This is a genomic window from uncultured Shewanella sp. (assembly GCF_947495455.1).
Taxonomy (GTDB): Bacteria; Pseudomonadota; Gammaproteobacteria; order Enterobacterales; family Shewanellaceae; genus Shewanella.
On sequence record NZ_CANLZC010000034.1, the window covers coordinates 23368 to 49121 of the forward strand.

27 protein-coding genes are annotated in these 25754 nt (G+C 40.6%); 20 read left to right on the top strand and 7 right to left on the bottom strand.

The window, feature by feature from the left end:
- Window positions 1–95: 95 nt before the first annotated feature.
- Both Q0791_RS10820 and Q0791_RS10825 read left to right on the top strand, forming a co-directional pair.
- The gene (locus Q0791_RS10820) at window positions 96–737 is read left to right on the top strand and encodes a hypothetical protein (protein ID WP_299005962.1); all 642 of its coding nucleotides are present in this window, start codon (window positions 96–98) and stop codon (window positions 735–737) included.
- A gap of 11 nt (window positions 738–748) precedes the next feature.
- Window positions 749–1147: an SMI1/KNR4 family protein gene (locus Q0791_RS10825; RefSeq protein WP_299005965.1), complete on the top strand. Its 399-nt coding sequence runs from the start codon at window positions 749–751 to the stop codon at window positions 1145–1147.
- A 503-nt stretch (window positions 1148–1650) separates the two neighbouring features.
- Here the strand turns inward: Q0791_RS10825 and Q0791_RS10830 are convergent.
- Complete coding sequence (locus tag Q0791_RS10830; protein WP_299005967.1) at window positions 1651–2628, bottom strand: transposase; 978 nt, start codon at window positions 2626–2628, stop codon at window positions 1651–1653.
- A gap of 215 nt (window positions 2629–2843) precedes the next feature.
- Between Q0791_RS10830 and Q0791_RS10835 the strand changes: the two genes are divergently transcribed.
- From Q0791_RS10835 to Q0791_RS10870, 8 genes are all read left to right on the top strand, one after another.
- Window positions 2844–3020 (top strand): zf-TFIIB domain-containing protein, encoded by a 177-nt coding sequence (locus Q0791_RS10835; RefSeq protein WP_299005970.1) that lies wholly within the window; start codon window positions 2844–2846, stop codon window positions 3018–3020.
- Between the two features lie 261 nt (window positions 3021–3281).
- Window positions 3282–4481, top strand: coding sequence for a hypothetical protein (locus Q0791_RS10840; RefSeq protein ID WP_299005973.1), 1200 nt, complete (start codon window positions 3282–3284; stop codon window positions 4479–4481).
- Window positions 4481–4741 (top strand): hypothetical protein, encoded by a 261-nt coding sequence (locus Q0791_RS10845; RefSeq protein WP_299005976.1) that lies wholly within the window; start codon window positions 4481–4483, stop codon window positions 4739–4741. The genes Q0791_RS10840 and Q0791_RS10845 overlap by 1 nt, the downstream gene beginning before the upstream one ends.
- 367 nt (window positions 4742–5108) lie before the next feature.
- Window positions 5109–5513, top strand: a complete 405-nt coding sequence (locus Q0791_RS10850; RefSeq protein ID WP_299005978.1) for a heme-binding protein — start codon at window positions 5109–5111, stop codon at window positions 5511–5513.
- Between the two features lie 301 nt (window positions 5514–5814).
- Entirely contained in the window at window positions 5815–6321 is a 507-nt protein-coding gene (locus tag Q0791_RS10855; protein ID WP_299005980.1) for a zf-TFIIB domain-containing protein, read from the top strand.
- Window positions 6322–6570: 249 nt separating this feature from the next.
- The gene (locus tag Q0791_RS10860) at window positions 6571–7950 is read left to right on the top strand and encodes a cytochrome ubiquinol oxidase subunit I (protein ID WP_299005983.1); all 1380 of its coding nucleotides are present in this window, start codon (window positions 6571–6573) and stop codon (window positions 7948–7950) included.
- 1 nt (window position 7951) lies between these two features.
- On the top strand, window positions 7952–8914 hold the full coding sequence (locus tag Q0791_RS10865; protein ID WP_299005984.1) for a cytochrome d ubiquinol oxidase subunit II: 963 nt from the start codon (window positions 7952–7954) through the stop codon (window positions 8912–8914).
- Window positions 8915–9070: 156 nt separating this feature from the next.
- Window positions 9071–10057 carry a hypothetical protein gene (locus Q0791_RS10870; protein ID WP_299005985.1) on the top strand — a complete coding sequence of 329 codons (987 nt, stop codon included), beginning with the start codon at window positions 9071–9073 and terminating at the stop codon, window positions 10055–10057.
- 52 nt (window positions 10058–10109) lie between these two features.
- Here the strand turns inward: Q0791_RS10870 and Q0791_RS10875 are convergent, their stop codons facing one another.
- From Q0791_RS10875 to Q0791_RS10890, 4 genes are all read right to left on the bottom strand, one after another.
- A complete protein-coding gene (locus Q0791_RS10875) occupies window positions 10110–12314 on the bottom strand; it encodes a hypothetical protein (RefSeq protein ID WP_299005986.1) in 2205 nt (734 codons plus the stop codon).
- Window positions 12315–12834: 520 nt separating this feature from the next.
- Window positions 12835–13209, bottom strand: coding sequence for a DUF2069 domain-containing protein (locus tag Q0791_RS10880; protein ID WP_299005989.1), 375 nt, complete (start codon window positions 13207–13209; stop codon window positions 12835–12837).
- On the bottom strand, window positions 13209–13574 hold the full coding sequence (arsC, locus tag Q0791_RS10885) for an arsenate reductase (glutaredoxin) (protein WP_299005991.1): 366 nt from the start codon (window positions 13572–13574) through the stop codon (window positions 13209–13211). The genes Q0791_RS10880 and arsC overlap by 1 nt, the downstream gene beginning before the upstream one ends.
- Window positions 13575–13641: 67 nt before the next feature.
- Window positions 13642–15072 (bottom strand): M48 family metalloprotease, encoded by a 1431-nt coding sequence (locus Q0791_RS10890; protein WP_299006019.1) that lies wholly within the window; start codon window positions 15070–15072, stop codon window positions 13642–13644.
- Between the two features lie 351 nt (window positions 15073–15423).
- Between Q0791_RS10890 and Q0791_RS10895 the strand changes: the two genes are divergently transcribed.
- From Q0791_RS10895 to Q0791_RS10905, 3 genes are all read left to right on the top strand, one after another.
- Window positions 15424–15636: a sulfurtransferase TusA family protein gene (locus Q0791_RS10895; protein WP_299005994.1), complete on the top strand. Its 213-nt coding sequence runs from the start codon at window positions 15424–15426 to the stop codon at window positions 15634–15636.
- Window positions 15637–15780: 144 nt separating this feature from the next.
- Window positions 15781–16869 carry an AI-2E family transporter gene (locus tag Q0791_RS10900; protein WP_299005996.1) on the top strand — a complete coding sequence of 363 codons (1089 nt, stop codon included), beginning with the start codon at window positions 15781–15783 and terminating at the stop codon, window positions 16867–16869.
- 35 nt (window positions 16870–16904) lie between these two features.
- A complete protein-coding gene (locus Q0791_RS10905; RefSeq protein WP_299005998.1) occupies window positions 16905–17525 on the top strand; it encodes a LysE family transporter in 621 nt (206 codons plus the stop codon).
- A 78-nt stretch (window positions 17526–17603) separates the two neighbouring features.
- On the opposite strand, the gene bcp is transcribed toward Q0791_RS10905, so the two are convergent.
- Together bcp and Q0791_RS10915 are read right to left on the bottom strand one after the other, a co-directional pair.
- Window positions 17604–18074, bottom strand: a complete 471-nt coding sequence (gene bcp, locus Q0791_RS10910; protein WP_299005999.1) for a thioredoxin-dependent thiol peroxidase — start codon at window positions 18072–18074, stop codon at window positions 17604–17606.
- Complete coding sequence (locus Q0791_RS10915) at window positions 18071–18634, bottom strand: ACT domain-containing protein (RefSeq protein ID WP_299006000.1); 564 nt, start codon at window positions 18632–18634, stop codon at window positions 18071–18073. Before Q0791_RS10915 ends, bcp begins: the two co-directional genes overlap by 4 nt.
- Before the next feature lie 381 nt (window positions 18635–19015).
- Between Q0791_RS10915 and dapA the strand changes: the two genes are divergently transcribed.
- The 7 genes from dapA to rluB all read left to right on the top strand — a co-directional run bounded on the left by dapA (window position 19016) and on the right by rluB (window position 25361).
- Window positions 19016–19900 (top strand): 4-hydroxy-tetrahydrodipicolinate synthase, encoded by an 885-nt coding sequence (gene dapA / locus Q0791_RS10920; RefSeq protein ID WP_299006002.1) that lies wholly within the window; start codon window positions 19016–19018, stop codon window positions 19898–19900.
- Window positions 19901–19904: 4 nt separating this feature from the next.
- Window positions 19905–21005: an outer membrane protein assembly factor BamC gene (gene bamC, locus Q0791_RS10925; RefSeq protein WP_299006004.1), complete on the top strand. Its 1101-nt coding sequence runs from the start codon at window positions 19905–19907 to the stop codon at window positions 21003–21005.
- A 212-nt stretch (window positions 21006–21217) separates the two neighbouring features.
- Window positions 21218–22078, top strand: a complete 861-nt coding sequence (locus Q0791_RS10930) for a PHP domain-containing protein (RefSeq protein ID WP_299006006.1) — start codon at window positions 21218–21220, stop codon at window positions 22076–22078.
- Window positions 22075–22695 carry an L-threonylcarbamoyladenylate synthase gene (locus tag Q0791_RS10935; RefSeq protein WP_299006009.1) on the top strand — a complete coding sequence of 207 codons (621 nt, stop codon included), beginning with the start codon at window positions 22075–22077 and terminating at the stop codon, window positions 22693–22695. The genes Q0791_RS10930 and Q0791_RS10935 overlap by 4 nt, the downstream gene beginning before the upstream one ends.
- A 409-nt stretch (window positions 22696–23104) precedes the next feature.
- Window positions 23105–23893, top strand: a complete 789-nt coding sequence (locus Q0791_RS10940; protein ID WP_299006011.1) for a ScpA family protein — start codon at window positions 23105–23107, stop codon at window positions 23891–23893.
- On the top strand, window positions 23894–24469 hold the full coding sequence (gene scpB / locus Q0791_RS10945; RefSeq protein WP_299006013.1) for an SMC-Scp complex subunit ScpB: 576 nt from the start codon (window positions 23894–23896) through the stop codon (window positions 24467–24469). It begins immediately after the preceding gene.
- A gap of 25 nt (window positions 24470–24494) precedes the next feature.
- Window positions 24495–25361, top strand: coding sequence for a 23S rRNA pseudouridine(2605) synthase RluB (rluB, locus tag Q0791_RS10950; RefSeq protein ID WP_299006016.1), 867 nt, complete (start codon window positions 24495–24497; stop codon window positions 25359–25361).
- The last annotated feature ends 393 nt before the right edge of the window (window positions 25362–25754 follow it).

Genomic DNA, 25754 nt, shown 5'->3' on the forward strand with positions numbered 1-25754 from the left:
AGTGATATCGAATCCAGAGCCGATTTTTGATGTGGAGATTTCGGATTGTTGTGTAAGAAAATAATTATGGATGTCTTAATATTTTTGAAGTCATCATGACTATGGGGAGTAAAGCAGCGACTAAGTTGTTATCAGCAGGGCTAAATAAATTTGAATTTGGCAAAAAGGTAACTGCAGCCTTTGAAGATGTCATTAACCAAATTGAACAAGGCACCTTTAAACATCCTAAGTTGGGGTGGGATAAAGGAAGCAGTGGCCATTCAAATAATAAAGGGGAAGTAAAAGATTCTGGTAAAAATAGTTTAGGTTTTACTAAACTATCAAGTGATGCTAGGAAGTATTTAGATGATTTAGAACAGCAAACGGATTTCAGTGTGAATGCAGAACAACGAGGGCATTTAGCGGATGCACTTAGGGAAAAGGAGTTTACTAAAATATCTACTCATGCAGCTAAGAAGCATCGTCGCGAGTTTAATACAGCAAAAAATAAATTAATTAGTGAGTGGGAGAAAAATACTGGTCAAATATGGCCTCGATATACCGAAAACCTCATGTCAAAAGATGGCACAAAAATTAATAGGAAGGCTGGTCAACCATATGATGCTCATCATATTATCGAAAGCAGTTATGGTGGACCAAATGAATGGTGGAATATGCATCCGGCTCGTTTTCCTGATCAACACCAAGGCGGGATACATCGGAAAGATGGTATAATAAGAGAAATTTTTCCTAGATAGGTGGTTATAGAATGCCTGTATATGCTAATTTACAGAGTGAAGCTAAGTTGGGGGGTAAGTTATTCAACCTCCAGAAAATTAGTTCCAAAGAGTCTTTAGGTTTATTTAAAATTCATCCAGATATACCACAAGACTATATTTCTTTTTTAACTGAGTTAGGCTTTGGTGGTTTAGCGCAAGATTCTTATATGATCTATAGTGGATTGATGGCTTCAGATGAAATTTATGATAAAGAATCGGCTGAGGAATTAAAAAACATCTTATTTTTTGGTGATGATTTTATGGGGTATTGTTCAGGTTTTGATACTGAAAACGAATGGCGTATTGTAGAAGTAGATCCGATAGATAAGAGCTATGAAGTAACTCATAGTTCTTTTAGTGAATTTATTCAAGATCTACTTGAAGATTGATTAATCAATCCAGTCATTGGATTAACTAAGACATTCATCATTAATTGATGAGATTAACCAAAGATTAACTAAGACACCCAATAACCAAAGATTAACTAAAACATTAACCAAGAAACATTAACCAAGACACCCAAAATTATTTGCCTAGTTTGCAGCTATAAACGGGTTAACTAAGACACCCATCATTAATTGATGAGGTTTTAATCCAAAACCACAGCTACTGATATCAATAGCTGTGGTTTTTTATTTTGTATGCCTACCGAATCTGCCATCAGCAAAACAAACCAAAGCCAGTCATTAATAATCAATATGATAACGGGCTTTAGAGAGGCTTTTAATGATTGAAGGGTAAAAATCATAACTTGAGACTAACTTAGTAAAGGATATGATGAAAAATTGTGCTAAAACAGATTAAATGAACTGAAAGGGTTGTTTTTAGGGTGTGAGGTGTTAACTCAGTTGTTTAGCTGAGTAACCTTGGTCTTAAAGTGAGGTCTGATGGCCTAGTTTGGTTGTATATATTGGCAGCTGCTTGAAAAGTGCCGTCGGCGTTTATCTAGATGCTCGCAGTAACGGCTTAGCTCTTGCAGTGTACCTACAGGCCCATGAAACAATGTTCCGAATTCAGTAATGATTTTTAACCAATTCTCGGTTGGAATGTTGAGTCTATTCAATATCTGCTCTGCATTAGGTGATATGTTTCCTCGTTTATCATAGTGGATCACTCTGCTAGTTTCATCAACGAGATTGAGATAGTCTTTCAGTCCAAAGCCAATACCTTTTGGTTGCTGTTGGCGTTCATTGCCAATAAAGGGGAGCAGCTGTTTAGGCTGCTCTCCCTTTAGCGCAGCTTCTATACGAAGCTTTAAACTTGTGTAGTTCGATTGTTCGGGTGTACTCGCCATTTTTGCACGGATAGGGTTTAATTCTACATAAGCCATACAAGCAAGCAGTGCCGCTTCATCGAGTAAGGCTTGGCTTTTAAAACGTCCTTCCCAAAAGTGGCCTGTACAATTATCTTCAATATTAGCTTGCCTTGCTATTGGTTCATTAAGACATCGCATAAACCAACTAATGTCGCTTAATCGAGCACGATACGTCGCTATTTGATGTTTTAATAGCGTGACTTGATGAGCTTCAATGACTTCACCTTTAGCAAACTTTTGAGTGATAGCAGTGCCATTAAATAATTGATGCCACTGCTCAACGATTTCTCTATCTGACCAGCTATTGGCTTTGTCTACATCAATATATAGCACCACATGTAAATGATTACTCATTACTGCAAACGCCGCAACATCAATTGCAAAAATATCTGCCAATTTAAGTAATTGAGATTCTACCCAACTGCGGCGATGATCATAGTTTTTGCCAGTGTATTTATCATCACCGCATAGAAAAGCTCGCCGAACGACACGGCTACAGCAATGGTAGTAAGGGGTATCCTCAATGCTAATTAACGTTCTTCTTGGGCGGGGCATAGTAACCTCTTATTTTTAGCTAGTTGATTAAGCTTAGTCGGAGATCTTAAAATATACTATTAACAATGGCTGTCTATGAATAGGTCTATGAATAGGTCATATGTTGACTGTTGATAAATGAACTCGCTAAGACCCCGCTGGCTAACTCCGTACTAGTGACATTGGCAAGTGCAATGATAGAATAAGCATTAAAAACATAATAAAGGGATGTATTTATGCAGTGTCCAAGAACCCATACGGCCATGAGTCGAGTGAAAGTCGGTGGGATCCGTATCGACTATTCAACACACTGTGGTGGTGTGTTTTTTGATAATAATGCATTGCAACATTTTGATGAAGCACATGAACGGCGAGGGGAAAACGGGTTAACTAAGACACCCATCATTAATTGATGAGGTTTTAATCCAGAAACATTAACCAAGACACCCAAAATTATTTGCCTAGTTTGCAGCTATAAACGGGTTAACTAAGACACCCATCATTAATTGATGAGGTTTTAATCCAAAACCACAGCTACTGATATCAATAGCTGTGGTTTTTTATTTTGTATGCCTACTGAATCAGCCATCAGTGCTGGGGTGAATACCTTAGTTTATGGCGGTGACTTCGGCGACTTTGGCGATCACTTTTTTTAAATTATAAAAGTTCAAACCATGCAAACCAGTGCTATCGCTAAGCTGGGTAAAAACATGGCGGGTAAGATTGGTGAAGCGGCTGAAAATAAGAACATTAATCAAGTTGTGCGTTATATGTCCCATGCCGCCTTGGGGTGTGGTCTTGGCTTAGCCACCGCCAATGTCCATGGTAGCGACAAGAAAAACAAAATCAGCTGTTTATCCGGCGCAGGTGGCGCTGTGGTAGGGGAAGTGATTGCGGATACCTTTAAATCACAGAAGGCTTATAACAAGGCTGAAAACGATCTTGAGTCTGCTTTAGCTGAACTTGGCATGGATGAAGATGCCTTTAAGGCATTAACAACAGAGCAACAAGCAGTTCAAATTGCAACTCATACTAGCCTTGAAACAGCAATGGAGCGGCTTGAAAAACTTAAGACGCAAGGGGTTGATCTAGCCAAATTAGGCAGTGCGCTGGTGGCTTTTGTTGCCAATGCTGATGTCAATATTGCAGCGGATGCAGGAGCCAATGCGGCTGAAAATAATGCCTATAAATTTTTCTTTCAAGCCGCATATCAGCTTTATCGGGCTTATTTATTTGTCAAAACAATCGATGATTTAGTCGATAAGTTTAAAGATTTTGTTAAGGCGACACCTGAAGAACGAAATCAAATCCTGATTAATGCCGCTATTGGGTTAGGTATTGATTTCATCGGTGGGAAAACCGTTAAAGAAACCGCAGGTGCACTGCTTAAATACTTAAAGCAATCAAATGCGAATCCAAAGATCCTCTATGAAATTGAATATCTGTATGATTGTATAGACAACAATAAACTTAATGCTTACAAACCCGGTAAAGGTCAGGCGTGGCACAATAGCCATAAGGGGAGTGGACAAGGAAGTGGGCTAGGGGTTGGTGAGGGACTAGCTGACCCAAGTTCTATTCGATTTACGCAAGATAGTATTAAGGCTACTTTTAAGGATGGTCGTTCATTGAAAGATTTGATAGATGATTTGAAATCCGGTAAAGTCACTGCCAATGACCTGCCAGCAATCAGAATTTTCGAACGAGATGGGAAAATTTTTTCTCTTGATAATCGTCGGTTAAAAGCTTTCCAAGAAGCTGGCGTACCAATACGAACAAAGCCGGCAACCCCAGACGAAATAGCAAATGAAGCATTCAAATTTACGAGTAAGAATGAGGGGGCTTCTATTAGAGTCCGTGGAGGTGGTTTGTAATGAAGTCAAAATTAGTAAATGAGCTCGATAATGTATTAACAAAGGAGGATTTTTCTAAGTTTATTATAAATATGATCGTTGACTTTAAAGATCATACTGATGATTGGGAAAATCAAGACTTACTAAGTTTTTTAGAGGCCATATCTGGATGGGTTGAAGATATGGACGGTTTCTATGTTAACCAAGGAAAGGAGTTTCCAGATAATATAAATTGGAAAGTCTTTGCTGAAATTTTTTATGCTGCAAGAGTTTATGAATAAAGATTTGGATTAACTAAATATAGGATTAATTAAGACACCCATAGTTAATTGATGTAGTTTCAACCAAAACCACCGTTTCTGATATCACATTCAGCGGTGGTTTTTTATTGCTTTTTCTTATTGATTTTTGCCGTTGTTGAATGAGATTGAGTGAAACAAGCTTGACTTTAGACTTAAGTCTGATAGTGGTTCGATCTCTAAATATGATATAGATTAAGAATATGGCGAGGAGTTATCTCATTGGAGCTAAAATGTATTGTTTTAGGTCATTGCTAATTTCAACTATACAGTCTGCTATTGGTTATATGAGTTAGGTTTTCTGTGCCGTAAATTATTATACGATCTCAATTATGGAGTCACTATCATCATGAATATTACGTTAGCACAAGCAGAAAAGCTTATTGCCGCAGCACAGGCTAAATCTATTGAATTAAATACTAAAATGAATATTGCTATTGTCGATTCTGGTGCCAATTTGGTTGCATTTGCACGTATGGATGGAGCTTGGCTTGGCTCGATTGATATTTCTCTTAAAAAGGCTAAAACGGCACGTTATTTTGATATGAATACAGGAAATGTAGGTGAGTTATCCCAACCAGGAGGTGCATTGTATAATATCGAACATTCTAATAATGGACTGATCACCTTTCCTGGTGGTGTGCCTATACGAGATTTGGATGGCAATATTATCGGTGCTATTGGCGTAAGTGGCAGTACAGTTGAGAATGATCACAGGGTTGCCGAAGCAGGCGCGGCCAGTTTGTGTAAATAGACTAAACCACTGTTCATCCATATCGCTTTATTTATATTAAATATTTGAATTAATTAAAAATTAATTCGTCGTTACTCAACGCTTGATTAATTGATGTCATTTTAATCCAAACCACCGCTTCTGACATCACTTCTGGAGGTGGTTTTTATTTCTTGAGATTCTATCAAGCTTGTTCGATGTTGACTGTTGATAAATGAACCCGCTAAGACCCCCTTAGAGCCCGCTGGCTAACTCCGTACTAGTGACATTGGCAAGCGCAATGATAGAATGAGCATTAAAAACATAATAAAGGGATGTATTTATGCTGTGTCCAAGAACCCATACGGCTATGAGTCGAGTGAAAGTCGGTGGGATCCGTATCGACTATTCAACACACTGTGGTGGTGTGTTTTTTGATAATAATGCATTGCAACATTTTGATGAAGCACATGAACGGCGAGGGGAAGTGATGGTTGAGCATCTTGAGCCATTTTATAACCCAAAGATAGATTTAACCCTTAGGATCCATTGTCCTCAATGTCCCGACATTGTGATGGCGCGGCATTTCTATAGCCCAAAAAATCAGGTTGAAATTGACCGTTGCCCTGGATGTGGGGGGATTTGGCTTGATTATGGCGAGCTTAAAAAGATCCGGCAATTATTTCCAACACAGGCTCACAGAACTCAAGCGGCGGAAAGTTTTAAAATGGCTTTTTCTCAAAGTCCTGAATTTCGTGCACACATTGAAAAGATTGAACATCACAATGCCATAGGTGGGCGATTAAGGCAGTTTAATGAGTGCCAATCATTACTGGATTTTTTGGTGTAATTGACGCTACGCTTCACCGTTTGGTTTTTCAGTGAGGTGTTGTCTTAGTTCGCCAATGTTAGCCTGCGAATGTGAGGTGATTTTATCACCTCTTGGGCTTTTTTATCTTTAAAAAAATTTTTACCTTTAAGCCATTTCCTTTTTCTCAAGCAATGTTTTTTCTTTATACAATATTTTTCTTTATAGGATGGATTTGCTTCTATACTTGGTTGTGATGAGTCTTAATAATTGTTTTGGGAATAAAATTCTATGGATTGGATGGAAATTTTATCGCGCATTCAGTTTGCTTTTACTGTCAGCTTTCATATCCTTTTCCCTGCTTTTAGTATTGGTTTATCTGCTTTTTTGATGATTTTTGAAGGGGTTTGGCTGATCACAAAAAATGATAAATATCTTACTATTGTGAAATTTTGGACTAAAGTCTTTGCTTTGACTTTTGGCATGGGGGTGGTGTCTGGCATCGTCATGGAGTTTCAGTTTGGCACTAATTGGTCTGGCTTTGCTAAGGAAGTGGGGCCTGTGCTGGGAGCCTTGTTTACCTATGAAGTGTTGACGGCCTTCTTTATTGAAGCGGGCGCATTGGGCATTATGATTTTTGGCTGGGGAAGAGTCAGTAAAGCATTACATTATTTTTCAAATATTGTGATTTTTTTGGGCGTGACAATATCGGCTTTTTGGATCCTGTCGGCAAACTCATGGATGCAAACGCCTAACGGAGTGGATTATGTTAATGGTCAATTTATCATAACGAGTTGGTTTGACGTTATTTTTAACCCTTCTGTTTTACCCAGATATTCGCATATGTTGATTGCGGCTTATTTAAGTACCTCTTTTGTGATATTGGGCGTGAGCGCCTATTATTTAATCAAAAAAATCAATCACGATTTTGCCTTGCCTTGTATTCGATTTTCTGTGGTGAGTATTTTGTTATTTAGCCTAGTGCAATTTTTTGTGGGGGATGAAGTGGGCATTAAAGTTCATGAACATCAACCCATTAAAACGGCGGCCATTGAAGGGGTGTGGAATACACAAAAGGGTGCCCCTTTGGTTTTATTTGCCTATCCCGATGAAGAAGCGGAGATTAATCGTTTTGCCATAGAAATTCCTAAGTTAGCCTCATTGATTAATACTCATCAAATGGACGGTGAGCTGATAGGGCTAAAGAGTGTGGATAAACAAGATAGACCTTTAGTGGCCGTTGTTTTTTATAGCTTTAGGGTCATGGTGGCCATTGGAATATTGATGTTAATGATGGGCGTCATAGGCACGATTTTATTGCTTAAAAAGCGATTGGAACAGACTAACTGGTTTCTCTCTTTAAGTGTGATCTGTTCGCCTATTGGCTTTATTGCGATAATAGCGGGTTGGTTTACCGCTGAGTTCGGTCGCCAGCCTTGGGTGGTTTACAATTTGATTCGAACAGAAGATGTTGTCAGTGACTTGAGTGTGATCCAAGTGGCTATTTCATTAGCGTTAATTATTGTGATTTATTGCATTGTGTTTGGCTTTTTTTATTTTCGTTATTTTAGCCGAATTATTAAGCAAGGCCCTTCTGCAGCAGGAACCGAAAGAATGCCTTATGCATATTTTCAATCCGTTGAAGAAAATATTTCGAAAAAGGATGCGTAAAATGGACTATCTCGGTTTAAGTTGGCTATTAATTATTGGTTTTGGATTATTGATGTATGTGATCCTCGATGGATTTACTTTGGGGGTGGGAGGGTTATTTCCTTTTTTTAATCATGATCAGAAAGATATTGCGATTAGTGTCTTATTGCCCACCTGGGATGGTAATCAAACATGGCTGGTTTTTTCTTTAGCGGCATTTTATGGCATGTTTCCTATTGGTTTTGCTTTTTTGTTTCCTAAAATTTACCTTCCTGCGATTATATTGGCTCTGATGTTGTTATTTAGAGGGATTTGCTTTGAGTTTAGACTGAAGTCGACGAAAGGGATTCAAAATTGGGATCGTCTTTTTTTCATCTCATCTTTAATGATAGCCTTAATACATGGCTATTTAGTCGGTCAGTTGGTGGTGGGATATGCCAATGCCCATTATTTGGATGGACTGGTTTTTAAGATCACCTCAGCAATCACATTAGCCATAGGTTATATGTTATTAGGGGCTTGTCGATTAATTTTAAAAACCGAAGGTGATTTGTTAAAAAAAGCACAAGATTTGGCCATGGTACTCGCCATTATTTTGTTGATCATGATGCTGGTTTTAGGCTTGCAAACGGAGATGCACAAGAGTCTGGCTTTATTTTCAGTTAAAATGGTATTACTGATTTTGCTGCTGTCATTAACACTGGTTAATTTTATTATTTTATTTTTTATTATTAGAGGCGAGCGTCATTACTTACCTTATTTATTCAGTGTTTTTATTTTTATACTGACTTATTTGAGTATGTTTATTTATATTTTTCCTTATATCGTGCCTTACGAGCTGACTTATGAGCAAGCAAAAGCTTCAAATATGACCTTATCCTTTACCTTGATCCCTGCTGCTTTTATGATCCCTCTGTTACTCATTTATACCAGTTATGCTTATTATATTTTTAGAGGTAAGACAAAAGAGAAGTTGAAATATTAAGGTACAGTGACAGAAATGCTAGCATTAACACCTAGCAATGTTTTTTATACAATGATTGTTTTGATCCTGTCATTTGCTTCTATGGAGGCTATGGACTCCACTATGCTTTATTTAAACAGAACTCGAAATAATGGCTAAAGCCGTTAGGAGCATAGTGTGATGAAAAAAGAGAATGAAAAAGAAGGGGGAGTGATAGAAAGTCAAACAAGTTCAGCTCCCTTATCTATTTACTATACGGATTCAGGCCCCCTTGATAGTGTGCAATATACGCTGCGTTTTTTGGCAAAAATTGGAGGAGGTGAGGAGCGTCTTATACTGATGGACACAGGCTCCACAGGTATAGTGGTACCGTGTTCGGCCATTGCTAATTATTCAACCTGTGAAAAAGTTTACCCTCAGCTTCCAGCCCCTCACTATAGTTCCAGTGGTGCGCATTACGACGGAGAGTGGATATACACTAGCTTTGAGCTGAGGGATCATCAAGGTAATCACATAAAAATTGAGAAGATCCCTGTTTTTGCGGTGAAAGAAAAAATCGGTGAAGATGTGTCGCAAGTGAGCATGATGGGAGTGGGGATCCACTCTAAGGTGTATGGTGAGACTTATAACCCTTTTTTAAACTTACCTCAAATGCTCCAAAGGGACTATTCACAAGCTTATATTATTACTCGCTCACATGTCAGTTTTGGTTTTTCTGAGGCTGTTAGGGAAAGCTTTAACCATTTCTCTTTTCCTTTAAACTGTGAGACGGCAATGGCCACCACGACATTGTTACCGCCTAAAGGTGGTCAATTCCCCGCTTTTAAGCAAACAACGCCATTACTTATTGATACTGGTATTGCTTACATGATAGTGACACCGAAAAAAAAGGCTGCTCAACCGAGTCATGACTTTGTTGATGCAAAGACTCAACATCTTATTGATGGTACACAAGTTAAAGTGACTTTAACGGATAATAAGAAGACGCCTTTTCATTATACTTTTACTGTGTCAAATAAACTTGAAGCCGTTGATCCCCGTTATGTTCGTTTTGCCATTCCCTCAACCCATGGATTTATCAATACTGGTAGGCATATTCTTACTGAATATGATTACTTAGTGGATTTTGAGCAGTATTTGATAGGACTCAAGCCCGTGGCATGATTTAACGCCAATGGCGTTAAATCATCAGCTAAATCATAAGGATGAGTATTTTTTAAAAAGTGTCAATAAAATCATTGAGCATGTAAAATCCGCAAATGACATGGGTGCCGGTAGGATCGAGTGTGAATAAATCAAAGATTTTTTGATCTAAGGCGGCAATAATGCCGTCTTCGGTGACTTCACAGACACCTCGCGTACTATTAATATTATTGATGACATTCTGCTCAAGCAGAGCGGCCATGTCTTCATAATTGCCTTCTGTCACTAGTACATCTTCTTCATATTGATAGAGATATATTGGAAAATCGATCTCTTTGAATGCCATATACTCATTTAATGCCACATCAAAAGGGGTATCTTCAAATAATAAGCTGATTTCTGACATATTTGTCAGGCTGTTCTTAAACAATTGTGATTTTAAGGTGTCGTATTTATTGGTATAAGTATATTCAAGTGCAAAACTGGGTTTGAGCGTATAAACCGTATTGCCGAGGAAGCTGGTTTCAATAAAGACGTCATCATCGTCAAGGTTGAGTCCGTAATATTCTCTATAGCTAGGCAATATATACTCTTGTAAAAAACCCACTTGATAAGGCACTAATGCATATTCAGTGTAATTTAAATAGGTGTCATCTGTGCTGTCTAAATAGCGAGATACCATACCATCCATGGTACTGAGTAGATTATAAGGGCCTTCACCCGCCCATGTGGCTGCTAAGTTCGTATAACCTTCATACAGGTATCTGAGCATCACCGCCATGGTGGAATGGCCACCTTGAGAATAACCAAATAATGAGGTGGGCTGGCTGGTGATGTCTATGGTGATACCTGTGTCGTCTGTGTAGTTTTCATTATAAAACTCTTCAAAGGCTTTAAGGGCATCGAGACTAAAAGTGGCCGCGGCATCTTCAATTAAGTAGGCGGGAATATCACCATCAGTGGCGCCATGACCGATATAATAAGAGGCGATAACAAAATAGTTATTTGAAGCGGCGAGATTTCCCAATAGTTGCGCGGCACTGTCTGTTTTACCGACATTTTCGCCTGTGTACTTCTGATAGCTGAGTATTTTAACATCTTCACTGGTTAATGGATTTAATAAATTATCGACATTAGGAAACGCCACGTAGGCCGAGAGTTCAATGAGTTCTCCATCGGGAGTGGCTGTGGTATAGGTTAATGTTGTGCTGTGAATACGGTGCCGATAAGGAGGATTGGCAATATGCGGAAAAACGGGTTCAATTAAGGCTCGTTCAGCAAGGGTTAAATTGAGTGCATCTTCATAAGATTGCTCTAATTCTTCAAGAGTATAATCAGTGATTTCCGGCGTGTTAGTGTAATGGCCTTGAGGATTATCGGCAGCGCCTGTGGTAAAGTTCGCTATTTCAATATCATCTTCAGTGATACTGTGCTGAGTATCCCCAAGAGTGAGATCTAGGTCGAATGCGGTTTCTTTTGAGGTATTATAGGTGTTTTCAAGTTTAGTGACGTTATAGTGATTGGTTAAATCACGGCATAAAAGGTTGTCGATGCAAAGCTGATAAGTATGATCGGTTGCGATGTTGTCACTGCCAAATTCACTGACGCGAAAAGTATGATCCAGTGGGACTGTGGTGCCTAGATTTAAATCGTTAGGATCATAAAAGCTATCTTGTGGCTCAATATAACTGTTGAAAGCCGTTGATGCGACTGTTTCTTCAATGAGTTGTCCTAGACCTGTATGGTTTAAAAATAGCGATTTGAGCGCGTCAAACAAGAGTAAGCTGATTTCAAAACTATCGCTGTCAAGGGTATAGTCAAGGGGGATACCAGTGTTTAGTTCAAGAGAGTCGGTATCGATGAGGTTAAGGCCATTGTCGCTGCTCAAGTCGTCATCTAAGGTCAGCAATAGTCGTTTAATATTAATGGGTATATTGATGTTGTCATATTGGGTATACCAACTGCCTAAGCTAATAATATTGCTGGCGTTTACTGCGGGCAATGGTAATTTATTATTTTCATTGCCAATATAAAAAATAACGGTTTCGCTTGTGCCCTCATCTGCGCGGTATTTAAAGTGTCCATTTTGATCGGTTTTTCCTGTTAAGCTGGGTGTCATGTAGGCAATATTGGCCACCGCTCCATTAACGACTAAGGCTCCTGTTTGGATTTCGGCAGTTGAGCTAATACTCGACGCGTTATTTTCATCATTACACCCACTGAGCAAACTGAGCAAGGTGATTGCACATCCAAAGTATAACAGTGTACTAAGTTTCATTTTGTGTCCACTTTTTATCGTTTTATTTAACCTAAATGTAACAATAGAACACTGGTTGGTTTTTTGTGAGAATAGGGTGGTATTAGGTAACCTGAACTCGGGATAAGCAGCGCCGCTTAATAGCACTATTTTTGCCCCTATCTGTGTTGTGTTTTCTACTAATAGCCCGCTATTAGATACGAAATCCCGCCTTGATATCGACAAAAATTGCAGTATTAAGCCAAGTCCGAAAATAAAGAATGACCCAATTTTATTCAATTTTTTAATATTAAATGGGTTACCTCACATTTTTGACACTCATTATCCCTAGTTCAGGTTAGGTAGATTTTACTGGCTGGTTTTTTGTGAAAGTAGGGTGAGTATAAGGCAGGTTTTGATCCAACATGGTATAATCATTGGGTGTGAATAATGGATGCTTGGTGGGTTTGATAAGCTTGAATTATCACAGGTGTAGCAGAGAAAGGGGCGCCATTGTCGCGCTAAAGCAGAGCGACAATGGGCTTATTTTATAACTGTGATACTAAGCTTTCTGTTTCTTTTTTAATCCTAAGCCTAGCTCTCTTCCTCGCATTCTCGCGTAAAAGGGAAAGCCGATTAATAGGGCACTGATGAGTAAGACTTCACCTAATGCAAAAATGAATTGATCTTGTGTGACGTAGAGTAATGTCAGTCCATGGAGCATATACAAACATAAAATAAAACTGCCCCAAGCGTAGGTATAAGGGTTACCTGTTAACACGCCTTTTAAGGGAAATAAGAGGGGGGCAAGCCACAATAAGCTGAATATCAGTGAGTATTCGCCACTGATCCCTTGATGGATAAATTGCGTCCCTAACAGCACTAATAATAAACAATAGCCTGCGCGGCACAAGATAAAAAGGGTTTGGGTATTCATTAGGACTTATCCTGATCGAGCAAGGCTAAGACATTTTCTGGCGGTCGACCAATGACAGCTTGCGTGTCGGTCACCACAATCGGGCGTTCAATGAGTTTGGGGTTTGAGACCATGGCTTGAATCAGATCAGCGGAACTGAGGGTTTCATCCTGTAAATTAAGGGCTTTATATTCTGCTTCTTTTTTGCGCATCAACTCCCTCGGCGTGAGGGCTAATAAATCCAGTATTTGCGTTAATGTCTGTGCACTCGGTGGCGTTTTTAAATACTCGATAATAGTAATTTGACAATGATTTTCTTCTAATAGGGCTAATGTTTGTCTGCTCTTTGAGCATCTAGGGTTATGGTATATGCTGACTTGTGTCATAACAAGGTTGATCCTATGTGTAATATTCGGCTTATGATACTGTAATTGACTGTTTTGGCCAATGAACTTATTTCAAACTGTCGAGTGTTTTCTCTGCCTGTTTAAATTGTTGAATGCGGGCATTGATCCGCGCCAGCTGTAAAGGCTTACCTTTTGAATAGCGATAAGCATAATTGAGTTGATCGATGGCGTTTTTATAATCGGCCATCAGTGCCAAAGATTCGGCTTTTACAAAATAGGCCATGCCTTTATTGTGGAGTTTTTGATAGGCGGTTTCTAACAAACTATAGGCAATTTGATCTTCTTTATTGAGAAAAATAAGATCTTCTAATAATGGAATGGCCTTTGTAGGCTCTCCCGCTTCAATATAGGCATTGGCTAAATTAGTATTGATGACAATGGAAGTTGGCTTGAGCTGTTGACGATTTTTGAGCATAGTGATTGCTTGTTGATACTCTTGTTTTTCCAGCAATAAGTCGGTTTCTGTGTCGATATAAAACACGTTATGCTTATCTTTGGCCAATAAGTTATCAATAATCGCTTTGGACTCATCGTATTTTTTTAAGCGAAATAAGGCCAGCGCCTTACCGTAGAGGGCTGCGCTTTTAAAGGTATAGCTTTTATCTTTTAATGCTTGATTAAATAAGCTCAATGCCGCTTCAGGGCTATAGCTGGAAAAGCGAACTTGAATACGGGCTTTTGCGAGTTGAAAATTCAAATTGTCAGGCACATAGCGATTGGGATATTGCAATGCACGATTGCGAGCATCGGTGATCCGTGATTCTGGCAAAGGGTGAGTTAGCAGCATTTGAGGCGGCGTGGTGGTATAGCGATAACGGGCAGCTAATTTGGCAAAAAAGTCAACTGTGGCTTTAGGATCAAACCCCGCATCAACCATTACTTGTGTGCCTATTCTGTCTGCTTCTTTTTCATTAGAGCGGGTGTAATTGATTTTTGCTTGTGTCGACAGGGCTTGTGTCGTGGCCAGTGCCGCCATTCCCGCTTGAGGAGCGGCAATAGTCAGTAAAATGGCGCCTAACATGCTTGCCATGGTGGCGGTGGATGTTTTATCTTGCGCTTCAATAGAGCGGGCTAAATGGCGCTGGGTGACGTGGGTAATTTCATGGCTTAACACTGAGGCTAACTGACTTTCGTTATCGGCATTTAAAAAGAGTCCAGTGTGCACGCCGACATGGCCGCCGAAGAAAGCAAAGGCATTGATTTCATCATTTCGAATGAGAAAAAAGTAAAAGGGTGTTTTGACATCTTGAGCATGGGCAACTAATTTATTGCCAAGCTCAGTAATATACTGGTTGAGCACGGGATCATTTAAAACCGGACTGGAGGAGCGGATCACCCGCATATAGGCATCACCATAAATGGCTTCTTTTTCTAAGCTAAAGGTATTAACCGCAGCCGTGCCTAAATCCGGAAGTTCAGTGCTATTTTTCCCCATAGCGGGGCTTATCGAGATCAGTAGCGATAAGGTACTTGCCAGTATTTTTTTAGAAAAGATAGAGTTACTCAAATGGATCCTTTTTAACCTCTATAGATTACAGCAACAACGATACAACACATATTATCTTGCTTTAGCGCCTTTTGCAGTACATGGCGAGCAAGATATCACATAAAGCACTTGAAATGACAAGCTTGTGATTTCACTTTTCGATATAGAATCACTATTAGCGTCAAACAGACGCGACCGCCATGGATGGTGGGACTGTCTGTTAATGCAGGAGCAATTAACGACTTTTCCTACCGTATTTTTAATTCCCGCTGAATGATCATTTATTTACTTAGATTGGTATTACTAGGATAATAGGCAAAGATTGTTGATAGCAAGTTGATTATGAATATTATTGATTTAACAAATGATGTTTGCCCGTTAGCACTGGTTAAGTTTAAGTTGGCCTTAAAACAACTGCAGCCTAATCAATCTTTAATTGTGTTATTGTCAGACACAGGTTCTAAGCAAGATGTTCCCTTGTTTTTAAAAAAAAAGGGTTATTGCTATGAAACTGTTATAGATCAAGGCGTGATGCGCTTGAGCGTTTCCCTTTGAAATTTCAGCTCTTAAGAAAAACAACTCGTTTTTATTTTTATATAGGGTGAATGAGTACGTCAACTCTGATCAGGTGATCAGGATAAATGACGCCGATTTGCCTTATTTTCATCTATTATTTTAGAAATCCTTTTAGGAAGTCACATGTTTTCGATTATTCGTCATTGGTATAAGAGGCGCTTTAGCGATCCCCAAGCCGTCACCTTAGTGTTGATTTTATTGGGCGGGGCGTGCATTTTGTATTTCGCCGCTGATATACTAGCTCCCTTATTGGTTGCTTTAGTGTTGGCTTTTTTGTTGGAGTGGCCTGTCGCCAAAATGGGGCGTTTAGGCATTAAGCGTACGGCGGCGACATCGATAGTATTACTGATTTTTTTAGGGCTTTGTGTATTAACTGTGTTTGGTTTAGTGCCCAGTATTTGGCGTCAGGGAGTGGCGTTAACGTCTGATTTACCTTCTATGTTAGATCAAGGATTGAAGACCTTACAATCTTACATCAACCAATATCCACAATGGGTCAATACTGCCCAATTAGATAGCATGATATTGGAAATCAAAAAACTGTTAGATACCCAACATTTATTGAATTTTGGTAAACATTTATTGGGGTACTCGGCTTCCCTATTAGTCCTCATGGTTTACGTTATTTTAGTGCCGTTATTGGTTTTTTTCTTCTTAAAGGATAAGGAGAGTTTAATCAAAAGCATAACGCGATTCTTTCCACAAAATAGAGAACTCTCTCATCGCGTTTGGCGTGAGATGCATCAACAAATTTTAAATTACATTCGCGGTAAAGTGATCGAAATTGTGATTGTGGGAGTAGTGAGTTACCTCTTTTTTGCTTTAATGGATCTTCGTTATGCGGCTTTGCTTGGCGTGTTAACGGGCTTGTCTGTGCTGATCCCCTATGTTGGTGCCACCTTGGTGACATTACCTATTGCTTTAGTAGCTTTTTTTCAATGGGGGATCACACCTGAATTTGGTTATCTCATGTTAGGTTATGGCATTATTCAGGCCCTTGATGGCAATGTGTTAGTGCCAATCGTTTTTTCAGATGCGGTGGACTTACACCCTGTTTTTATTATTGCCGCAGTCTTGATTTTTGGTGGCTTGTGGGGGGTGTGGGGGGTGTTTTTTGCAATACCTTTAGCCTCTTTGATCAAAGCTGTTGTCAATGCTTGGCCAGTGCCTGAGGCTGTATCAGCGTCACCTGAGCAGCTCGATAATCAGTGAACAGGTTATTTTGATATTTGTCGAGGAAAGGTTGAATGGAAATCGCTTTTTTACAAGGATTTAGTCTAGGAGGGAGCTTAACGGTTGCTGTGGGAGCGCAAAATGCCTTTATTCTAAAACAAGGGTTAAGGCAGTCTTATCCTCTGCTTATTGCGGTGTTATGTTCGTGTATTGATGCCATAATGATCACCTTTGGCGTATTAGGTTTTGGTCAAGTTATTGATGCTTATCCTGTTATTGTTAATGTGGCAAGAGTTGGTGGTGCCTTGTTTCTTTTTGGCTATGGTGCCCATGCTCTGTATATGTCTTTCGTTTGCAATGAACAGCTCAGTATGAAGTCCAAATCTGTTGGTTCCTTTTCCCAAGTATTATTGCTTACTTTAGGAGTGAGTCTGTTAAATCCCAGTTTGTATTTAGATACTGTGCTATTGTTAGGTAGTATTAGTGTACAATTTCAAGGTCTTGAGCGCACTTTATTTGCTATTGGGGCGATTATGGCATCGCTAGTTTGGTTTTTCAGTTTAAGTTTTGGGGCAAAATATTTAAGTCCATTATTTACCCATTCACAGGCTTGGGTTTATCTGGATAGGGCAATTTGTTTAGTCATGTGGTCTCTTGCTGTGATCCTGATTGCGCCTTATCTAAACTTATTGTGATCTTGAAAGAGTGTGTAAAAAATGTAAGGTTTCAAGTCAACGAGAGGGCGAGCACCTGAAACCTTTTTGAGTACAAGCTTATTCTTTTTCTAAATGTGCCAGTACGACTTCATGATGATCTTTGGTTTTAAATTTATCGAACACGTGACTCACGTTACCGTCTTGACCAATTAAAAAGCTCAAGCGATGAATGCCATCGTAGACTTTTCCCATAAATTTCTTTTCGCCCCACACACCAAAAGCATCGGCAATGGCATGATCTTCATCACTTAATAGTGAAAAATTGAGCGCGTGTTTATCGGCAAATTTCGCTAATTTAGCCACAGGATCGGGACTTAAGCCTAATACGGTGACATTTTTCTCATTCAAGGGGGCTTGACTATCCCGTAATCCACAGGCTTGGACAGTGCAGCCAGGTGTCATGGCTTTAGGATAGAAATAAACCAGTACCGGCCCTTTTTTTAAACAGTCCTCAAGTGAAATACTGTTTTGATTTTGATCCATAAGCGTAAAATGGGGGGCGTTATCGCCTGCTTTTAACGTATTCATTGTGTTATAGCGTCCTGATTTTCATGTGCCGATATATTTTGCATTCGTTGAATGTTACACGCAAGAGACAGTTCATTGGCAAGTTGTTTGATATTAAGTTCAAGTGTGTCCAATGTCGCTGTTTCGGGAACATTAATACTTAAATAGACGTGTTGTGTTGGACCGTCTGTTTGATCATTTTCAGAGTAGGAGCGAACGGCGGCGAGATCAAGGGATTGATCTGCTAAAAACTGAGTAATTTTTTGCATGGTACCGCGTTGATCGACGCCATTAAATGTCACTTCTAAGCGAGAAGGATAGTGAGGTGCGGTATGTTTTGACGTACGCTTCATCACCGTCATCATTTCAAGGGCGACGCTTAATTCTGGTAATTGGGCTTCCATTTGAGAGATTGCACTCCAAGATCCTGATAGCATCATGATGAGCGTAAACTCATTACCAAATAATGCCATTCGACTGTCGACAATATCACAGTCACAGTCACTGGCTAATCGAGCAAATTTACTGACAATGCCAGGACGATCAGCGCCCATTGATGTGACAACCAAGTGATTGGACATTCCAATTCCTCATTATTGATTAAAATAGTAGCAGCCAAGGGGCTTTCATGCTTTTTCTTGGGTAATGCTATCACAACTTATTCTTTTTGTGGGGAGTCACTATCACCCTAACGTAAAATTAAACTTGCTATCAGGGATAAATAGTATCATGTTATCTAAATCACGTGATGAAGGGGGAAAATGTGAATTAACTCATTGAATATTAATTTTTAACTTGTTTAAGTGGCAGGGTGAAGGGGAAAATCGATTCATTAAATGGTCATTAATCATATATCTCCTTGAATGAGAATTGCGGATAACGGGTTGAGAGAGTAGACTAGGGCTTGTTTTTCAACCTTGTCATCAGTACCATAGCGAATCCTGAACCCCTGGGGAAGACACATGATAACCGGAAGCATTGTAGCCTTAATCACACCAATGAATAGTGATGGCTCAGTAGATTTTGCAAGCTTAGAACAACTCGTCGAATACCATATCGCCCAAGGGACTGATGCCATTGTGGCCGTCGGTACTACAGGCGAGTCAGCCACGTTACCGACCGAAGAGCACATTAACGTTGTGGCACAAGTGGTTAAATTCGCAAAGGGACGTATTCCCATTATTGGTGGAAATGGGGCTAATTCCACCGCTGAGGCCATTGAATTAACCATAGGGCAAGCGAAAGTGGGAGTGGCAGCGATGTTAGGTGTCACACCTTATTATAATAAGCCGTCACCGAAAGGCCTTATTGCCCATTTTAAAGCCGTGGCAGCCAGTACCGATATTCCTCAAATTTTATACAATGTACCAGGGCGAACGGCTGTGGATATGTTACCTGAAACCGTTGCCGAATTAGCAAGTGTACCCAATATTATTGGTATTAAAGAAGCCACTGGTGATGTGTCAAGAGTTGCGCGTTTACGTGAGCTATGTGGCGCTGATTTTTTACTGTACAGTGGCGATGATGATACTGGCCGTGAATTTATCGAACTCGGCGGCAATGGGATTATTTCTGTTGCTAATAATATTGTGCCTAGACAGTTTAAAGATATGTGCGATGCACAGTTGGCAGGTGATACTCAAAAAGCCAAGATCATAGAAACCCCCTTAAAAGGAATATTTGGCGCTTTATTTTGTGAAGCGAACCCTATTCCGGTTAAGTGGGCGACTCATCGTATGGGATTGATCCCTAACGGGACGATTCGTCTTCCTTTGACGGAACTTTCTGATGAGCATCATGGTCTGTTAGTAGAAGAAATGAAAAAAGCCCACATAGAGGTGAATTAATATAATGCTAAAGCAAGTCACACCACTGATCCTGATTGTAGCTGTTTCAGCTTGCAGTACGTCCATGGAACGAAGACAAGCCAATGGTGCTGAGAAATATGCCAATGCAAAGGTAACGCCTGATCTGACGATCCCTGAAGGACTATTAACCCCTAAATACAGTTTAGAATATGACATTCCTGCTATTGGGAGTCAGGCCGATCCGAAATTGATTGGTCCCGCTTTAGATATTCGTCCGCCGCTTCAAGTTTTGCCTATGGCAGAAGGAACGCGGGTTGAAGAAGGCAGTGATAATATCAAAGTCATTGTTGAAAGCATAGGTATTGATATTGATCTGAAACAAGAATTGTTTGGCGATGTGAAAGAGTATTTGTCAAAAGCAGGTATTAAGATTTTAAAAGAAAATTTTGATGCCGGCACCCTAGAAACCGATTGGATCACCACCAAAGAAGTGGTCGACTCCAGTATGTGGGGGGAAGATAAGGTCTTTGTTTTACGTCAACGTTATTTGTTTGATATCAATGTGAGTCCTCATGGCCGCACGGGGTCTTTAACCATTAATTTGGCTGAGCATGAGCAAAGCTATAATGGTGAACCTCAAGATATTTTATTAACGGCAGATGATAAGCGTCGCTATACTATCGATATGCTCAATGAGGTGGTGAGTTATATTGGCATTAAACGTGATCGCGCGCTTAAAAACAAACGCTTAGAAGAAAGTCAAGGGATCACCGTTCAATTCATTAATGACAGTGGTGAAGCACCGCATTGGATAGCGGATGCCGGTTTCCAACGCGCTTGGGAGCGATTAGGGGTAGTGATCCCTGAAATGGGCTTTGATATTACGGACACAGATCCTAAGTTAGGCGTGTATTTTGTGAAAGTGGTCGATGACTCTGGTTTTTGGAGCTCCATTTGGAGTGACAGTGACATGACCATCCCCGAAGGCGAATACAGAATCACCTTAAAAGATGTGCCGGGTGAGCCTAATAAAACGGCGATTTATTTAACGGATGCAGATGACAAGCCCGTTGCCGACAGCATTGTTAAGCAAGTCTCTTCAACTTTCACAGAATTAATGAACGAGCAACGTAAAGTGCGATAAAGCTTTTCAATTTAACATCGATATAATGCCAATCATATCCTTGATTGGCATTTTTTTACCTGCTTTTTTTGAACATGGACTGACAGGTTTGCGAAACAAATAAAGCTAATGGTTAAGGAATTATGCTTGAGCGGACGATTCAGCCAATTAATTACGCATTAATGCTGATTTAAACTCCCTAATAAGATAAAACTCACGTAGAATGCGCCCCCATGACAGATGAAATAATATTGACTGATTTGCACAGTCACACCACAGCGTCAGACGGGCAATTAACACCGTCTGAATTAATTGAGCGGGCAATCGAAAAAAACGTGAAGGTGTTTGCGATAACCGATCATGATACAACAGATGGGCTTGCTGAGGCTCATGCCTATAATAATGCCCATGCGACCCCTCTGACTTTGATTGATGGCGTTGAAATATCAACCCGTTGGCATAACTTCGATATTCACATTGTGGCCTTAAAAGTGGCTGTGGATAATCCAGTATTAGTGGATTTTCTTGAAAACCAGCGTACTTTGCGCAGGGAGCGTGCCAAAGAAATCGGAGAGCGTTTGCAAAAAGCGGGCATAGAAGGCGCCTATGAAGGAGCGAAAGCCTACGCGGGGGACGCCGCTATTAGCCGAGGTCATTATGCACGTTGGCTGGCAGAGAAAGGTTATGCGACCAATACCGCCAATGTGTTCAAACGGTATTTAGCACGGGGGAAAACCGGTTATGTGCCCAATAATTGGGGAAGTATGGAGCAGGCCATTGATGTGATCCACCAAGCGGGCGGTGTCGCTGTGCTGGCTCACCCCCATGGTTATAAATTGTCTACAAAATGGGTGAAGCGGCTCGTCAGAGACTTTAAGGGAGCGGGTGGGGACGCGATGGAAGTGGTGCTAGGTCAACAGACCATTGACGATCGCGCTCAGTTAATTGCATTAAGTGTATTAAATAATTTATCTTGTTCCTTAGGCAGTGATTTTCACTTTCCCGGTAGCTGGATAGAATTAGGCCGTAATTTGTTTCAACCCCAAGGTGTTAATTGGGTTTGGGAATCAAAACGTTGGATGGAAGCAAAATGAGTCAGTTTTTTTACGTACATGAAGATAATCCTCAAACACGATTAGTCAATCAAACTATTAATGCATTAAAAAATGGGGGAGTGATTGTTTATCCAACGGATTCAGGCTATGCATTGGGTTGTTTAATTGGTGATAAAAATGCCATGAGCCGCATTGCAAAAATTAGGCAAATTGACAACGATCATGACTTTTCTTTGATGTGTCGTGATCAATCTGAGTTGTCGACTTATGCCAGAGTGGATAATCAAGCTTATCGCTTACTTAAGCATCATACGCCAGGGGCTTATACCTTTATTTTTAAAGCCACAAAAGAAGTGCCTAAGCGGTTGCAAAGTCCTAAAAAGAAAACCATTGGGATCCGTGTGCCCGATAATGTGATTGCATTAGCTTTATTGGAAGCGCTCGATGAGCCACTGATGTCAACGAGTTTGATTTTGCCAGGGCAAGATTTTACCGAGTCCGATCCTGAGCACATTCGTGATCTGTTAGAACATCAAGTGGATGTGATTGTTCATGGTGGCTATTTAGGTGAAAAACCCACCACAGTGATTGATTTATCAGAAGGGGACATCAAGGTTATTCGAGAAGGGGCGGGAGATGTAACGCCTTTTCTTTAATTGTCACTTTGTTGCAGGTATAATCGCGCCTTTGTAATGGCGCACGCTTAAAACAGGAGCTAGCGCGGGGCAAGTTGAGCCAATAGCAAACAGTTTCAATAAACAGAGGGATTTTTATTTGCATTAATGGGATCCCTAGTGCATGTTTAACTTGAGCGCATGTTTAATTTGAGCGCATGTTTAACTTGAGTGCATGTTTAACTTGAGTGCATGTTTAACTTGAGTGCATGTTTAACTTGAGCGCATGTTTAATTTGAGTGCATGTTTAACTTGAATGCATGTTTAACTTGAGCGCGCGCAGATAATGATCCCTTTATCATCAAATTGGGTTGTGAGCTAAAGGCGGTCTGTCTTGTTTGTCTCAACAAACTAATGAGTAAGATAGAGATTTAACTAAGAGGATAAACGGATGGAAGGGCATCAAGACTCCACCCCCTTAGCCGTGATCCAAGGCGAGCCAATGAAGGCTTTTCCCAAAGATCTTTTTATTCCTCCAGAAGCGTTGGAAGTCTTTTTAGAGTCTTTTGAAGGGCCATTGGATTTATTGCTGTACTTGATCCGTAAGCAAAAGCTGGATGTGGTGGACTTGCCCATTCATGTGATCACGGAGCAATATTTAGAATATGTGGCCTTTTTACAAGGCAGCAAGGTGGAGTTGGCAGCAGATTACTTAGTCATGGCGGCGACTTTGGCTGAAATTAAATCGCGGTTATTACTGCCCAAGCCGGATCTGGGCGAGGAGGAAGAAGAGGATCCTCGTTTGCAATTAATTCGGCAGCTAAAGGCCTATGAAGTGATTAAAGAAGCGCAAATGCAATTGGATAACTTGCCGCGATTAGAGCGGGATTTTTTTCAGGCAAGGGCAACTCCTGCTGATAATATTCAGCCAGAATTATTGCCCCCTGAGGTCTCGTTAAGTGATTTGGCAAGGGCATTTTCGCAGATTTTGAAACGGGTGGAAGCCCATGTTCATCATCATATAGAACGTGAGGTTTTATCGACACGTGAGCGAATGACACAAATTTTAGCCAAGCTCAAAGGGCAAGACTATTTACCTTTTGAGGCATTATTTGATATCACTGAAGGACGCAGTGGTGTGGTGGTGAGCTTTTTGGCCCTGATGGAACTCATTAAGGAGTTACTGGTTGAGTTGATCCAAACGGATCCTTTCTCAAACATACATGTAAAGGCTTATTAATTGTCAACGATAAATGAACAACAGCTCAAACAGCTAATAGAAGCAAGCTTGTTTGTATTGGCAAAACCTATGACGATCAGCGGGTTAAAATCTGGAGTACTAGCGTCACTCTCGGTATCGCGAGCTGATATTCAAAGGGCGATTGAGCAATTGCAACAAGATTATGAGGGGCGAGGCGTACAGTTGGTGAAAGTGGCAAATGGCTATCGGTTTCAAACCTTAACCGAATTAAGTCCATTGTTACAGCCACTTTGGCAAGAAAAATCACCTAAGTATTCACGTGCCACATTAGAAACCTTGGCTGTGATCGCCTATCGGCAACCTGTGACTCGTGGTGACATTGAGCGAGTTCGAGGGGTGGCGGTGAGCAGCCAAATCATCAAAACATTACAAGACAGAAATTGGATTAAAACCGTGGGCCATAAAGAAGTGGCGGGCAGACCCGCTTTATATGCCACCACGGCCGATTTTCTAGGGTACTTTGGCTTAGAGAGTATAACGGCCTTACCGCTGTTAACGGATCCTGAGTCGTTAGCGGGCCTGTTTTCCAATGAGGAAATGGCGCCAGAACATTGAAAAGAAAAAATAGAAGAGTCTACTAATGAGTGAAAAATTGCAGAAAGTCTTGGCCCGTGCAGGCCATGGCTCCCGTCGTGAGATGGAGGCATGGATTGCTGCAGGTCGAGTTAGTATTGACGGTGAAATTGCAAAATTAGGCGATCGCGTCGAATCTGATGTCAAGGTGCGCATTGATGGTCGTGCGGTGTCAATTAAAGCTGAAGAAGATGTGGTATGCCGCGTCATTGCTTATCATAAACCGGAAGGTGAGATCTGTAGCCGTAAAGATCCTGAAGGGCGTCCAACGGTGTTTGATCGTCTGCCTCGCACTAAAGATTCACGTTGGGTGGCAGTGGGGCGTTTGGACATTAATACTTCAGGATTATTGTTATTTACCTCTGATGGCGAGCTGGCCAATCGACTCATGCACCCTTCTAACGAAGTAGAGCGTGAGTACGCGGTGCGCACCTTTGGTGAAGTCACCGATGCTTGTATTCAGCGCCTGCGAAAAGGGGTGATCTTAGAAGATGGTCCCGCCAGCTTTGATAAAGTTAAACCTGCTGGTGGCGAAGGCATGAATAAATGGTGGCACGTTTCTCTTGCTGAAGGGCGTAATCGTGAAGTTCGCCGTCTGTGGGAATCACAAGAAGTGCAAGTGAGCCGTTTGATCCGTATTCGTTATGGCAATATTGAATTGCCTAAGTCATTGCCTCGTGGTGGCTGGATTGAGCTGCCCATTGAGCAAGTCAATTACTTGCGTCAAACAGCGGGCATGCAAGCTGAGACGCGCACACTTTTAGGTACCGATAAGCACAGTGTGGCCCGTAATAAAGTGCGCGGCGCAAAAATTCGTCGTGCAGTACGTAAGCACAAAGCGACGGCGAATAAGCCTGCTCGCCAAAGGAGTTGATACAAAATCAATAGAATTGATTTTGTATGATCGAACCGAAAGACCACATTAAGTGGTCTTTTTTATGGATGGCTTATTGGTACTCGCTCATTTATATGGATTTTTCTTCAAGTATTTTGCAAGTATACTCAATGATAACGTCATTTATCCGTCGTTGTCTTGGGTAGCTAATTGAAAATCATAGCCATATTCGAGTTTATTGCCTGCCGCAGGCTTTTGTGTAAATACAAAAATAACTCGCCGTGAATATGTCCCTATAGGCTCAAACGGAAACATCCTTGTTTCCGATGGTTATTTTTATATTCACACTGGTTTAAAAAGCGAAAAGCGAAAAGCGAAAAGCGAAAAGCGAAAAGCGAAAAGCGAAAAGCGAAAAGCGAAAAGCGAAAAGCG